Below are 14,624 nucleotides of genomic sequence, written 5' to 3'. Positions count from 1 at the left end.
ATTTCGAACTAAAAATAGCCACAACCAAAGAGATTGTTATGTTTTTTGAATGGCAAGGTAACCAACCCGTCACACTCCGTTGCATCGACAAATACTTCGAAACACACGACACCGTCAGCATCAAATTGGCCGAACTAACCGAATCACTTCTGTTTCAGTTTAAGCCAGGCCAGTTTATTAACTTAGGCGTCGAAATTGATGGAAAAATGGAGTTTCGTGCCTATTCAATCAGCTCTATCAATGAAGACGATCACCTTCAACTCACCATCAAACGAGTATCTGGCGGTAAAGTATCGAACTACATCGTTGACTCGCTGCTGCTCGGTGATACCGTTCAAGCATTACCACCAGCGGGCGAGTTTAACTGCATTGACCACCCACCCGTTTTACGTAATGGCGAAACAAAAGCCTTGCTTATCAGTGCAGGTTGCGGCGTCACGCCCGTATTTTCGATGGCAAAACACTGGCTGAATAATCAAGATGAAGACGACAACGATGTGGACATCGCATTTCTTCATATCGCACGCAGCCCAGAAGAGACGATTTACTACGATCAGCTAGAAACGTTCGACGCTGTGTATCCCAACTTCCATTTAAAGCTGTTGCTGAAAAACCGCGAAGGAACGTCACACCCACAAGGTCGTTTGAATGCCGACTGGCTTAAAGAGCTTGTTCCTGATTTCAAGCAACGCACCGTTTACCTGTGTGGTCCAAGCCAGTTTATGCAAGATGTTCACGGCTATTTGAATGACCTTGGTTTTGACATGACGAACTTCTACCAAGAGAGTTTTACGCCTGCGACTGGCGCAGAAACATCGGTCTCCGATGAGACGGTTAACGTTTCTGTTCCTGATTTTGCTCAAAGCATCGATGCGCAAAAAGGTCAGGTACTGGCCGATGTGCTCGAAGGCGCAGGTTTACCATTAATCGTCGCTTGTCGAAGCGGGATTTGTGGCTCGTGTAAATGCAAGGTTCGTAAAGGCAACGTCTCTTCCACCAGCCTAGAAACATTGACGCCAGAAGAAATTGAACAAGGCTATGTGCTCGCCTGCTCATCAACCATCGAAGCGGATCTTGAAGTGCAGATCGGTTAATGCTGCTGGTATCAATCTTTTATTGTTTCCCGTCATTCCGGCGAGCCTAGGCGAGATCAGGAACCTAATATCAGCGTGTTAAGAATAACTCATTCTGATAATAGACTCTGAATCACACTCGCGTCTCGCTATTCAGATTGACGGGGTATCGCGGAAATGCCAGCCGTACTCAAACGGCTGGTATTATAGATAGGTACAACTTTCGTTTCGTCGTCATTGCTTCTCGCTAAACAGCAACACTTTCAATGCTGCTTCGCTGTCTACGTCCATAAACTCTGGTGGGTTATCCAGACGCTCACGGAATGTCAACTCTGGCGCTTCTTCTTTCATGCTTTCAATCAAGAAGTCGCTTGTCACAGATGGCGAGTTCACACATGCCATCACTTGACCGCCGTCTGCCAACAAATCCGGCAATCGACGTAGAATCTTTTTGTAATCTTTCGTCAGCGCAAAGCTGCCTTTCTGGAATGAAGGCGGATCGATGATAATCAAGTCATACTGACCAGATTTTTTAATCTTACCCCACGATTTAAAGATATCGTGCCCCATAAAGCTTACCTGGTTGATGTTATGACCATTTAGCTTGTGGTTCTCACGACCTTTAGACAGCGACGCTTTTGCCATGTCGACGTTAACCACTTTATCTGCGCCACCCGCAATGGCAGCGACAGAAAAGCCACACGTGTAAGCAAACAAGTTGAGCACGTTTTTTTGCTTCGCATTTTCGCGAACCCAATCACGACCGTAGCGCATGTCCAAAAACAGACCGAAGTTTTGATTGCGGCCAATATCCAATTGGTATTTCAAACCGCTTTCTTCAACGACAGGGCGAGCGTCTAATTCACCGACAAGCACTTCTGAAGGCGCACCATCGGCATAACGGTGCTGAAGAACCATAGTGCGACCTTGCTTGTCTGCCCACAGTGGTGATTGTGCCAACGCATTGAGGCTGCTTTTCAGCTCAGCGAGAAACGCGTCGTCGACTTCTTTAAACAAGTTGATGATCAACTGACCTTGTAACCAATCACAGGTGATTTGCTCTAGGCCCTCAAAACGACGGCCACGACCATGAAACAGTCGACGAATTTCGTTAGGAGCTTGCGCGAGCTCGGTTTCTAGATGCTGAAAGAACAGCGGAAGTTGTGATGCTTGCATCGAGTTCTCTTATTAGTTTTCTTTGTGACGGTTATTTGATCGTAGGCCAGTTCAGTTCCCAAGGGGAAAGCCAAGTATCCAAACCCTGAGAGACGATTTCACTGTGCCATTTGTTACCCAGCACTTGGTATTCTCGTGGATCGCAAACAAAGCGATATTGCTCATCTCGGTATTGGAAGCAAAGTGAAAATGCATGCAGGTAACCGCGATCAGCCTCATTGCCTGCATTGTAAATCGGGTCGCCAACAATACCTGAGCCAACCGATTTTAATGCCACGCGGATTTGATGCGTTTTACCAGTGTGTGGCTTACATAAAAATAGGCGCTCTCCGGACTCTGCCGCAAGAGAGAAAAACTGGGTGACGGCTGGGTTATTTTTGCTGTTGACCAGCTTCCATGATGAACGGCGCGAACGCTCCATATCACCAACGACCAAACCTTGTTTCTTTTTCGGCTTTTTAGAGCCAATCGCCAGATAGAACTTTTCCACTTGGCGGTCAGCAAAAGCTTGCGATAATGCACTGGCCGCTTTGGCGTTGCGTCCGAGGAGCAGAATACCCGATGTCATTTTATCCAAGCGATGGATAAGATAGAGCTGCTGATCACCACTCTGCTTAGCCACTTCTTGCAGCAGCATTGTGTCGCCATCGTCTTTATGAACAGAGACGTTGGGATGCTTATTGATGATCAGAAAATCGGGATGGGTATGTAGAATATCGAACATAAAAAACTGGCTCCACGTTTGGAGCCAGCAGTATACATAAGTTACCGGACAAAGCTATCGAGGCTTGCCCCCAAGGTCTTTGCTAAAGCTTCTTCGAGAAAATGCCAGCAAGACCAATGATTGCGATACCCAGCAGCATGATTTCACCTTTGCCACTATCAAAGCCAGACTTAATCCCCATGAAGGCAACAATAGCAATCGCAACAGGAATCAGGTATTTAACTAGGTTGTACCACAATCCAAATAACGGGAAGGATACTTCGCCGTCATTAGTGATCTCTTTTTCTAGCTCAGCACGGCTTAGGCGCCATCCAGCAAAGATACAAACCAACATACCACCAACCGCTAGGAAGATTTTGTCCGTTAGCAAGTCGAAGATATCAAAGGCACCTGTACCAAACAGCGTTGGCCCCATTCCACCTAACGATAGTGACGCAAAAATACATAATGCCGCCATAACTGCACTTGCAGACAGAACCGCGTTAGAGCGCTTCATGCCTTTCTCATCGATTAGGTAAGACACGACAACTTCCAATAGTGATACTGAAGAAGTTAATGCCGCCACCGTCAAGCCGATGAAAAATAGCAACGCGAATAGCAACCCAATCACACCGCCCATTTCAGCAAATAGTTGAGGAACGACAACGAATACAAGACCAGGGCCTGCCGCAGGCTCCATGCCAAAGGCAAACATAGCTGGGAACATAGCAACACCAGCAAGAATCGCTACACCTGTATCCATCGCAGTAACCATACCGGTTGTTTGAACTAGGTTCTCTTTCTTCTTCAGGTAAGAACCGTACGTCATCATACAACCCATACCTAAGCTAAGTGAGAAGAACGCCTGCCCTAGTGCAGCAAGAACCACATTGCTGTCGACTTTAGAAAAGTCCGGCATGAACAAGAACTCAAGGCCAGCCATTGCACCTGGCAGCATCAAGCCTTTAACAGAAACAACGATTAGGATTAAGAACAAAAGCGGCATCAGAACCTTACCGGCTTTCTCAATACCACCCGAGATCCCTTTCATCACAATCATGACGTTAAGGAACAGGTAAACACCCATCCACATTAAAGGTTGAATCGGATCTGAGATGAAACCGCCAAAGCTGTCGCCAATTGCTTCTGGCGCGCTGAGTAGACCACCACCCACTTTAAAGATGTAGGCCAATGCCCAACCACCAACCACAGGGTAGAAGCCCATGATCAAAAGACCACTGAAGACTCCCATAACGCCAGTGAACGTCCAGCGTCGGTCAGTTGTTTTGAATGCACCTACGGCAGAAAGACCTGTCTTACGACCAATAGCGAACTCTGTCAGCATCACGCTAAAGCCGATAAAAATTACAAAGATAAGATAGATAGCAACGAATGCACCGCCGCCACTCTCACCTGCTGTGTAAGGGAATTTCCATATATTGCCTAAACCGACAGCGGAACCCGCTGCTGCCATTACGAAGCCTAGTTTAGACCCCCACGTATCACGTGGTGCTGCTGTATTAGTTGTAGCCACGCTTTTTCTCCAAAATTAGTTTGTTGTGTATGCATAGAGATAGGCGTCTAAAAAGTTTATGTAAAAATTATTGTACACTTATAAAATAAGCGTTCGACGCACTATGTCTAGAAAGTAAAGCAGCTCCCCTTTAAAATTGGAACCCCAAAAAAGTACATTTATCGCACAAGTGTCGAGTTACGCAGGTTAAATGCTGCTTTTTTGTTCAAAAGTTAAAGAATGACCTTATTTTTCACATTAAAATAACAGAATCAGCTGTTAAGAAATTCGTTCCTCATATAAGGTCAATCCCATGTCTAAATGGGAAATCTATTCCCCCAACCCACTTTTATGCTTAATATCCTAGAAGGGCATATTACTCTGAGCGTATATGGACAAGTTTTATCACTTTCTTACTTTAGCTGGCATCGGGCTATATTGGTTATTGGTCGCAGGTGTGACCATTCGTGTCGTTTTAAAGCGCCGTGCAGTGAGCGTGTCTTTAGCTTGGCTAATGATCATTTATATCCTTCCCGTTCTGGGTGTCGCGTGTTATTTCCTCTTCGGTGAACTGAACTTAGGCAGAAAACGGGCCGAACGCGCAAAAGAGATGTTTACACCATTTGAGAAGTGGTTCAGTCAGCTTAACGACTGTAACGCGCACAACCCAGAAACGATGGGAAGGCACATCTACCGAATTGATGAACTATGTAACAACCGCCTTGGTCTTCCCGCATTGAGCGGTAATACATTGTCGCTGCAACAGTCACCTAATGAGATTTTGCATTCCATTATTGAAGACATCGAAAACGCGCAGAGCAGTATTCGAATGGTATTCTACATTTGGCATCCAGGTGGTTTGGCTGACTCTGTCGCTTCTGCACTTATCCGAGCGGCTAAACGCGGCGTAGATGTCAAGCTATTGCTCGATTCAGCAGGTAGCCCGCGTTTTTTCAGAAGTCCTTGGTATCGAATGATGCAGGATGCTGGAATTGAAGTTATTCAAGCGTTAGAAGTGAAGATGTGGCGTATTTTCTTACGTCGTCTTGATCTTCGCCAGCATCGCAAGATCATCGTAATTGATGATGAAATTGCTTATACCGGTTCAATGAACTTGGTTGACCCGGCTTACTTCAAGCAAAATAGTGGCGTTGGGCATTGGGTGGACATCATGGTTCGCATTACGGGACCAACGGTAAACGTATTGAGTGCCATCCACTGTTGGGATTGGGAAGTCGAAACTGGCGAACGCCATTTACCGAGACTACCTGAATGTAAAATCGATGAGAGTGAATTCCAACACCCTATTCAGGTTGTGCCTTCTGGCCCAGGTATGCCGGAATATCTGATCTATCAAGTATTAACATTGGCAATAAACCAAGCCAATCGCTCGGTACGAATCACAACACCATATTTCGTGCCCAATGCTGATTTACTCGAAACGTTAAAGATGACAGCACAACGAGGCATTGACGTTGAACTCATTATTCCCCATAAAAATGACTCTATGATGGTGCAATGGGCGTCACGCGCTTTTTATAGTGAGCTCTTGAGTGCAGGGGTCAAGATTTATGAGTTTTATGGTGGTTTGCTGCATACAAAATCTGTCGTAATTGACGACCAATTCTGTTTAGTTGGCACCGTAAACATGGATATGCGCAGCTTGTGGCTGAACTTCGAAGTGACCCTCGCCGTTGATGACGAAGAGTTCACCAAGCAAATGTCTTGGTTACAAGATAGCTATATTAAGCAATCTCACACTGTTGTATTGGAAGAGTGGGAGAAAAGGAGCCTATTTTCTCGGTTCTTAGAGCGAGTGTTCTATCTCTTCAACCCACTCCTCTAATACCTCAAATACACCGACTAAAAAACCTCCAGCGCTACATGCATCCTGCTGGAGGTTTGTTCTTTTAGCTCCCTATCTACACGATACCTCTCGACATCATTACCTGTTCATCTTGGCTGTTATTGGCTGATAGTCGACTTTTCCCTTGCATAACCTACGTCGTCCATGTTTTAAATATTCAAAACCGCAATATTTAAGACAGGGAACTTTTATGTCAGAGGGAAAAAAAACCAAACTCATTACCGCTGGCCGCGATAAAAAGTGGACAAATGGTGTTGTAAACCCACCCGTTCAACGCGCTTCAACTGTGGTATTCAATACCGTTGCAGAAAAGAACCAAGCCACCATTAATCGTGCAAACAAAACGTTGTTTTATGGTCGCCGAGGCACCAACACGCACTTTGCTTTCCAAGACGCAATGGTTGAGATTGAAGGTGGAGCTGGTTGCGCGCTTTACCCTTGTGGAACGGCAGCAATTTCAAACGCCATCCTCTCTTTCGTTGAAACTGGCGATCACATTCTAATGGTGGACACTTGTTACGAACCAACTCGTGACTTTTGTAACACCATAATGAAGAAAATGGGCATCGAAACCACCTATTATGACCCAATGATCGGTGAAGGTATCCGAGACTTGATTCAGCCGAATACCAAAGTCCTTTTCTTGGAGTCTCCTGGTTCAATAACCATGGAAGTCCAAGATGTACCTACATTAGCGCGCATTGCCCACGAGCAAGATATCATCGTGATGCTTGACAACACATGGGGAGCAGGCGTGAACTTCTCTCCTTTCGAGCATGGCGTAGACATTTCCATTCAAGCGGCAACTAAGTATATTGTTGGACATTCAGATGTCATGCTAGGTACTGCTGTGGCTTCTGAAAAGTATTGGGATCAGCTTCGTGAACAAAGCTACCTGATGGGTCAGTGCGTTTCTCCTGACGACGCATACCTAGGTCTTCGAGGTATTCGCACGTTGGATGTTCGCCTAAGACAGCACGCAGAAAGCAGTTTAAAAGTCGCTCAGTGGCTCGCTTCTCGCCCAGAAGTTGATCATGTCCGCCATCCAGCTTTAGAAACAAGCCCTGGCCATGAGTTTTTCAAACGAGACTTCACAGGTGGAAACGGCTTGTTTTCATTTGTTCTCAAAACGTCTTATCCAAAAGCGACGACGGCTCTGCTTGATGGTATGAAACACTTCAGTATGGGTTACTCTTGGGGCGGTTATGAAAGCCTCATTCTAGCTAACGAACCTAAGAGCTTTAACAGCCTGAGAACCGTAGCTCACCCACACTTTGAAGGTACTTTGGTTCGTATTCATATTGGCTTAGAAGACGTAAATGACTTGATCGCTGATTTAGAGGCTGGTTTTGCGCGTTATAATGCCTTAATGCTTGAAAAAGAAGCCTCCCTATAACAATGATTGAATCGCCCTGCATTGCGGGGCGTTTTTATAACCCTCTGACTTAATTAGAATTAACTAACATTCGCCCGAACCATTAATTAATGTTAATCATTTGTGTTGTTTTTCAATTGAGCAGTCACAGAATGAAATAATGTGCCATAAATAGGCTTTTCAAATTTAGAGTTTCTCTCCTACTTTTTATCATTCATAAGAGGTCATACCACAAGGAGATAGTTTTGAAACTCAAATTTATAGCGCTAATGCTTTTTACCTTAGTTACCGTCCCAATAACCTCCGTATACGCTGCGACAGGTTATACCCAAACCAAGTATCCGATTGTCTTGGTTCACGGTTTGTTTGGTTTTGATACCCTGGCAGGCGTTGATTACTTTTTCGGAATACCACATTCCTTAACAAAAGATGGTGCTAAAGTTTATGTTGCACAGGTATCCGCGACCAATAGCAGCGAAGTTCGAGGGGAGCAACTGCTTGCTCAAGTAGAAACCTTACTTGCAGCTACAGGCGCAGAGAAAGTCAATCTCATTGGTCACAGTCATGGTGGTCCAACAACGCGCTATGTTGCCTCTGTCCGTCCTGACCTAGTCGCATCAGTTACGAGTATAGGAGGCGTTAATAAAGGGTCTAAAGTAGCCGATTTAGTTCGTGGCACCGTATCTGAGGGTTCGGGGAGTGAGCAGCTCGCGGTAAAACTGGCGCAAGGTTTAACCACTCTTATTAATCTTCTATCAGGTGGTTCTGATCTCGACCAAGACCCTTTAGCCTCATTAGCAGCCTTGACCACGGAAGGATCATTGGCGTTTAACCAGCACTACCCAGAGGGAGTCCCTACCAGTGAATGTGGTAATGGCGACTTGCTAGCTTCAAATGGCGTTTATTACTACTCATGGACCGGATCATCCACTTTTACAAACGTTTTCGATCCGACTGACGCTGCCATGATGGTACTTGGCTTAGCCTTTGATGGGCCGAATGATGGCTTAGTTGGTGCGTGCAGCACACATTTAGGCAAAGTCATACGTGATGATTATCAAATGAACCATTTGGATGAAATTAACGGTCTACTCGGTATTCATCATCTTTTTGAAACCGATCCAGTCACGCTTTATCGCCAACATGCAAATCGTCTCAAACTTCAAGGTTTATAAGAGGTCATCACAATGAAGAAAGTCGCTCTCACCACTTTTATCCTGCTCTCGATATTTGGCGTGGGAGCGCTTTCTCTGTTGCAAAGCGACAAACAACAAGAGATAACCTCTAACCATTCGCCATCTCAGCAAGATATAGCCGCCGATGTCTCTTCCCCAAAAGATTTCTTCGAATATTCTCTTAGCCGGCTGGGCGAAGAAGATCTCGATACGATCAAAGCGGAAGTCAATGATGACACTTTAGCAAAGCAAACTCTGAATATTGATGCCAAACTTTTTCAAACCTACCTTTCCTACAAGCAAGCACTCTCTGCATTAGAGCCTTTTGAGCACAATCACCTAACGCTTGAACAGTTAACCATGCTGAATGAAGCAATACTGAACTTACAGCTTCAATACTTTAGCGAGGCGCAGATAACCCAATTGTTTGACGAAGAAAACCGACTTCGCCAACTTGCTTTAGAAAAGCTGACGATTAAAACACAGGCATCGGATATCGAGAGTCAAGAACACCTTCTCAATCAAGCGTTATCAGAACAACCGGATTACATACGAGAAAGTGAACGCAATAACGCATTAGCAAAGCAGCTCGAGCAAGCTTCTCAGCTTGATTCACAAGACAAGTACATCGCCCGTGTTGCTCTGGTAGGAGATGCCGGAGCGCAGAGGCTGCAAAAACTTGATGAGCAAAGAGAATCATTTGAGACTCAACTCGCCACTTACTTAAAGCAGCGTCAAAATATTCTGAATAGAGATTTTCTAGGGCAAGACGAAAAACAGGCAGAAATCATTGCTTTAAGAAAACAAAGCTTCGATGCCACTCAATGGCGTCGAATCGAAGCTTTGGAACGTATTCATGATAGCCAGAACTAACAACATTAGCTTAATAGCCAAACGTTACTTATTCTGCTTTTTAGGACATCCAACGATATGGTCATCCACCATGCCGACGGCTTGCATGAAAGCATAACAGATGGTTTCACCGACAAACTTGAAGCCTTTCTTTTTTAGGAATTTACTCATGGCTTTGGATTGCTCTGTCGAAACTGGCACGTCACTCATATGTTGCCATTGATTAATGATTGGTTCGCCGTCCACGAACTGCCACAACGCGTCTGATAAACTTCCGTATTCAGCAATTAACGCTTTGGCCGCTTTGGCATTACTGAAAACCGAGTTAATCTTTCCGCGATGCCTTACAACATCGAAGTTTTCCACGATGTATTCAGCGCGTTCTTCATTTCTTTGTTCCAACGCATCTAGATCGTAATTCTCGAACGCTTCTCTGTAACCTTCGCGCTTTTTAAGGATGGTGATCCAACTAAGACCAGCTTGCGCACCTTCCAAAGTAATAAATTCAAACAGGACTTGGTCGTCATATACTGGCACGCCCCATTCGGAATCATGATATTCGCGCTCTAATGGGTGATTCATCGCCCACGCACACGTTTTTTGTTCTGTCATTATTCTTCCTTAAAAAGCGCCTCTAACTGATGAGCTAGAGGCGCGATATTTTTCATCGTTATATCAGTAGCACTAAGCCTGTTTCGGTACTGCCACTTTATGGAACAAACGATACAACACTGGCACGACAATCAGTGTCAGGACTGTCGCAAAACCCAAACCAAACATAATCGTAACCGCCATTGGTTTGAAGAAAATATCTGGCAACAGTGGGATCATACCAAGGATCGTCGTGATAGCAGCCATACAAACGGGACGGACGCGACTTACCGCAGCATCAACGACCGCGTCATAAGCCTCTTTACCGGACTTCATTTCAATTTCAATTTGGTCCAGTAATACGATGCCATTTTTGAGCACCATTCCCGATAAGCTTAAGAAGCCGAGCAATGCCATAAAACCAAACGGCGTGTTGAGTGCCAACAAACCGGTGGTGACACCAATTAACGCCAGTGGCACGGTAAGCCAAACAATGAGTGGCTCTTTGATAGAGTTAAATAGGAATACAGTGATCAAGAACATGAACAAGTACCCCATTGGCATAGTAGTAAACAGTGACTCTTGAGCATCACCTGAAGATTCGTATTCACCACCCCACTCTAGTGAATAGCCAGGAGGCATTTGAATCGCTTCGATTTGGGGCTGTAAACGTTTTTGCAACGTCGATGCGGTTTCTTCACCTAGAATATCAGGGTCTGCCATCACAGTGAGCATACGCTTACGGTTCTTACGTACGATGATAGGATCCTCCCAACGCATGTCGTAACCCATTGTGACTTGTTGAAGTGGGATAAACTCACTCTGTGCTGGACTCCATATTTTCATGCCTTCGATGTTACGAATATCAATGCGCTCATCTTCTGGTAAACGAGCCACGATAGGCATGAGCGTCGTGCCGTCTCGGTATAAGCCTATCGTCATTCCAGAGAATGACATGGACAAGAAATCATCGACGTCCGATTTGGTAATGCCATAGCGACGTGCCTGACTCTCGTTAAACTGAGGTTCAAGAACTTGGGTTCGTTCACGCCAATCATGCCTGATATTTGTTGCCTGAGGGTCGGCGTACATGATGTCCTTGACCTGAGCGGCTATCGTACGAAGGACGGTTGGATCTGAGCCAATAATACGCGCTTCAATTTTTGCACCACCACCAGGGCCTAACTCAATCTGTTTGAGCTTGTAATTGATTTCTGGGTAGTTGGCTTTTAAATACTCTCGAAACTTCGCCATTAATGGTTTTAACGCTTCGTAATTTTCCATACGAGTGGTTATCTCACCATAAGCCGCATAACTTTTCTCTGGCGCGTACGTTAACATGAAGCGCTGTAAACCTTTACCCGCGGTCGTCGTGATATGGTCAACATGCTCTTGCTTAGCTAACCAACTTTCTAACTCTTTAAGCGTTGTGTTAGTTGCTCGAATATCAGTTCCTTCTGGCATCCATACATCTAACTGAAAAATCGGCGTTGTCGACGATGGGAAAAACGCTTGCTTCACAAAGGTGAACCCGTAAACACTTGCCGCTAATCCCGCAATCAGCACCACAACGGTAAACCAAGCACGACGCATACAAAACTGAAGAAACTTTTTATAAATAACGAAAATAACCCCGTTATATGGATCATTTTCTTCCCCTTCACCTTGTTTAATCTTCTGGCCTTTAAAGAAGATGTCAGCAAAGAATGGTGTCAACGAGATAGCGGTAAACCAGCTCAACATTAAAGAGATCAGCAGAACCGTAAACAAAGTGCCACAGTATTCACCCGTAGAGTCTTCAGACAGTCCAATTGGCGCAAATGCAGTTACCGCAATCACAGTTGCCCCAAGTAATGGCCACTTTGTTTGGGTAACAATGTCGGTCGCTGCTTGGAGTCGAGTTCGCCCTTTTTGAGTACCAATCAAAATCCCCTCAACCACAACGATTGCATTGTCCACCAACATACCTAACGCGATAACCAAGGCACCTAATGAAATCCGCTGCAAATCTATCGCGAGATACTTCATGAAAATGAACGTACCCAACACCGTCAGCAGTAAAATTAAACCGATAAGCAGACCTGAACGTAGCCCCATAAAGAACAGAAGTACGATAATGACGATACCGACAGCTTGAGCCAAGCTCACAACAAAACCGCTAACCGATTTATCCACTTCTTTCGGCTGACTATAGATTTCCGAAATTTCGATACCGACAGGTTGTTGGTACTTTAGCTCTGCAAGGCGATGATCAAACGCTTTTCCGACTTCAACGACGTTGACGCCTTCAGCAAAAGAAACACCCACGTTTAGTGCGAGGCTGCCGTTAAAATTAATAATATTATTCGGGACTTCTACGTAACCACGTTTTATTTCCGCCACATCTTTCAAGAAGATGAGCCCCTGAGCACCCGACTCAGTAATCAACAAATCGCCTAGCTCATCCACACTCTGGAACTCGCCAGTCGGCTGAATTCTGATGTACTCGTCACCAATTCTGATCGCTCCTGCGTCAGAAACTACGTTTTGCGTCGAAAGAAGATTAAACACGGTATCCGGAGCAAGACCTATACTGCTCAATTTTTTCATCGATACTTCGATGAACACTTGCTCTTGCTGTTGCCCAGATACCGAAACTTTACTCACGCCATCAACCAGTTCGAGCTCTCGGCGTAAGTAATCGACGTAATCCAGTAGCTCTTTATAGCTATAACCGTCGCCAGTCACCGCTAACAAAATCCCGTAAACATCACCAAAATCATCGATCACTTGAGGTTCATTCACACCTGGAGGCAACGTCCCTTTAAGGTCGTTCACTTTACGGCGCAACTCATCCCAAATTTGTGGTAGATCATCAGGGCCATAATTGTTCTTCATCGTGACCGTGATTTGAGATAAGCCTCGGCTAGAAATCGAATTTACTTCATCAACATAAGTAAGCTGCTGAATCGCTTTTTCGATTGGATACGTCACTTCTTCTTCGACTTGTTGCGGTGTCGCACCAGGGTAAGAGGTCACTACCATCGCATCTTTAATAGTAAAAGCAGGGTCCTCAAGACGCCCTAAACCAAAGAATGCGGCGATACCACCAATCAAAAATATCAGTGCGACCATCCAACTGATGACGCGATTTCGGATGAAGTACGCAGCAATACCGGTCACATCATCATCACTTTGAGGCACTGATTTATTAAGATCGCTCATAGACCGGCCTCCTGCGTAGCCATTTCCTGTATCACTTCCACTTTCATGCCATCCCTTAATCGAGAAACACCGGCAATCACAACTTTGTCTTTGAGCATGAGACCATCAAGGATTTGAATGGACGTTTTAGATGCCTTACCTGCTCGCACCTGTTTGCGCGATACCGTATTGTCGTCATTCAGTACCCAAACAAATTTGTTTTCGCGCCCCAGCTCGTCACCATCCGCATTAAAAATGGCTTCGATAGGGACATTAATTCCTAGGTTGAGATCAAGCCCAACATTCTCGTCTTTAGACGTTACTTCAACAGCCATCCCATCTAGGATGTACTCTTCTTCCGGCATAGGAAGCGACAGTGTGACAGTAAACGTACCTGTTGTTGGATCGGGTTCGGTCGTAAATTCTTTTACCGTCGCGTTATATTCGTTACCGCTGGGCACGCGCACCAATGCTTTGATCGCTGTGAGTCTTTCTTCCGTTGGCGGTTGGTTCACATAGAGGCGGTCTGGAAGCTGAATCAACACTTCGACTCGCTCCAAGCTGTGAATATTAACGATATGCTGTCCGACTTGAACATTTTCGAATTGGTCGATATTAACTCGCGAAATAATCCCATCCACGGGCGCTTTTAAGGCAGTAAATGATAGACGAAGTTTGGCTAACTGAAGCTCAGCTAAGGCGATTTGTCGTTGTGCTGCAATTTCATCAAACTGAGACTTAGCTAATAGGCCTTTATCAACCAAAGGGCGTGAGCGGCGATACTGACTGTCGACAACAGAAAAACGCGCACTCGCATTATCTACATCCAACTCATAGTCAGTGGGATCTAGCGTTGCAATAACATCACCCTTCGTGACTTTGTCGCCCTCTTTTACCATGATGCGGCTGACTTCTCCTGCCACTCTGAAGCTCAAATGAGAGCGATCCGCTGCATTCGCAACCGCAGGGAAGTACAAGTTGTCGTCCACCTTGTTTCCCGCTAATGACGTAACTCTAACTCGTGGCGTTTCGAGCTCTTTTTCTGGCGCCTTATCCCCACAGCCAACGAGAAAAAGCGTTGAAAGTAAAGTCGCTAGAGAGATGATTCCTTTCATA

The 14,624-nt window shown here is 45.3% G+C and carries 11 protein-coding genes; 5 read left to right on the top strand and 6 right to left on the bottom strand.

What is annotated here, in order from left to right; translation table 11 throughout:
• Window positions 1-38 precede the first annotated feature (38 nt).
• A complete protein-coding gene (locus R7Z10_RS09065) occupies window positions 39-1,094 on the top strand; it encodes a hybrid-cluster NAD(P)-dependent oxidoreductase (RefSeq protein WP_025766859.1) in 1,056 nt (351 codons plus the stop codon).
• A gap of 213 nt (window positions 1,095-1,307) precedes the next feature.
• Here the strand turns inward: R7Z10_RS09065 and R7Z10_RS09060 are convergent, their stop codons facing one another.
• The 3 genes from R7Z10_RS09060 to R7Z10_RS09050 form a co-directional block, all read right to left on the bottom strand.
• Window positions 1,308-2,249 (bottom strand): class I SAM-dependent methyltransferase, encoded by a 942-nt coding sequence (locus R7Z10_RS09060; RefSeq protein WP_047100750.1) that lies wholly within the window; start codon window positions 2,247-2,249, stop codon window positions 1,308-1,310.
• 31 nt (window positions 2,250-2,280) lie between these two features.
• Complete coding sequence (locus R7Z10_RS09055) at window positions 2,281-2,973, bottom strand: TIGR01621 family pseudouridine synthase (protein WP_213907082.1); 693 nt, start codon at window positions 2,971-2,973, stop codon at window positions 2,281-2,283.
• Between the two features lie 82 nt (window positions 2,974-3,055).
• The gene (locus R7Z10_RS09050; RefSeq protein ID WP_042522154.1) at window positions 3,056-4,426 is read right to left on the bottom strand and encodes a sodium-dependent transporter; all 1,371 of its coding nucleotides are present in this window, start codon (window positions 4,424-4,426) and stop codon (window positions 3,056-3,058) included.
• A 430-nt stretch (window positions 4,427-4,856) separates the two neighbouring features.
• Here R7Z10_RS09050 and cls point away from each other — a divergent pair, with 430 nt between their 5' ends.
• From cls to R7Z10_RS09030, 4 genes are all read left to right on the top strand, one after another.
• Window positions 4,857-6,311, top strand: a complete 1,455-nt coding sequence (cls, locus tag R7Z10_RS09045) for a cardiolipin synthase (RefSeq protein ID WP_053303198.1) — start codon at window positions 4,857-4,859, stop codon at window positions 6,309-6,311.
• A gap of 211 nt (window positions 6,312-6,522) precedes the next feature.
• Window positions 6,523-7,728 (top strand): cystathionine beta-lyase, encoded by a 1,206-nt coding sequence (locus tag R7Z10_RS09040; RefSeq protein ID WP_042522027.1) that lies wholly within the window; start codon window positions 6,523-6,525, stop codon window positions 7,726-7,728.
• A 224-nt stretch (window positions 7,729-7,952) separates the two neighbouring features.
• Window positions 7,953-8,882, top strand: a complete 930-nt coding sequence (locus tag R7Z10_RS09035; protein ID WP_086013868.1) for a triacylglycerol lipase — start codon at window positions 7,953-7,955, stop codon at window positions 8,880-8,882.
• Window positions 8,883-8,894: 12 nt separating this feature from the next.
• On the top strand, window positions 8,895-9,755 hold the full coding sequence (locus R7Z10_RS09030) for a lipase secretion chaperone (protein ID WP_047100759.1): 861 nt from the start codon (window positions 8,895-8,897) through the stop codon (window positions 9,753-9,755).
• Between the two features lie 24 nt (window positions 9,756-9,779).
• On the opposite strand, the gene R7Z10_RS09025 is transcribed toward R7Z10_RS09030, so the two are convergent.
• The 3 genes from R7Z10_RS09025 to R7Z10_RS09015 all read right to left on the bottom strand — a co-directional run bounded on the left by R7Z10_RS09025 (window position 9,780) and on the right by R7Z10_RS09015 (window position 14,623).
• Complete coding sequence (locus tag R7Z10_RS09025; RefSeq protein ID WP_017634671.1) at window positions 9,780-10,346, bottom strand: DNA-3-methyladenine glycosylase I; 567 nt, start codon at window positions 10,344-10,346, stop codon at window positions 9,780-9,782.
• 72 nt (window positions 10,347-10,418) lie between these two features.
• A complete protein-coding gene (gene vmeI, locus R7Z10_RS09020) occupies window positions 10,419-13,529 on the bottom strand; it encodes an efflux RND transporter permease subunit VmeI (protein WP_085569587.1) in 3,111 nt (1,036 codons plus the stop codon).
• The gene (locus R7Z10_RS09015; RefSeq protein ID WP_005378112.1) at window positions 13,526-14,623 is read right to left on the bottom strand and encodes an efflux RND transporter periplasmic adaptor subunit; all 1,098 of its coding nucleotides are present in this window, start codon (window positions 14,621-14,623) and stop codon (window positions 13,526-13,528) included. Before R7Z10_RS09015 ends, vmeI begins: the two co-directional genes overlap by 4 nt.
• Window position 14,624 lies beyond the last annotated feature (1 nt).

The sequence above is a fragment of the Vibrio sp. Vb1018 genome, assembly GCF_033338775.1.
Taxonomy (GTDB): Bacteria; Pseudomonadota; Gammaproteobacteria; order Enterobacterales; family Vibrionaceae; genus Vibrio; species Vibrio alginolyticus.
This window is presented reverse-complemented; position numbering and strand designations above follow the sequence as displayed.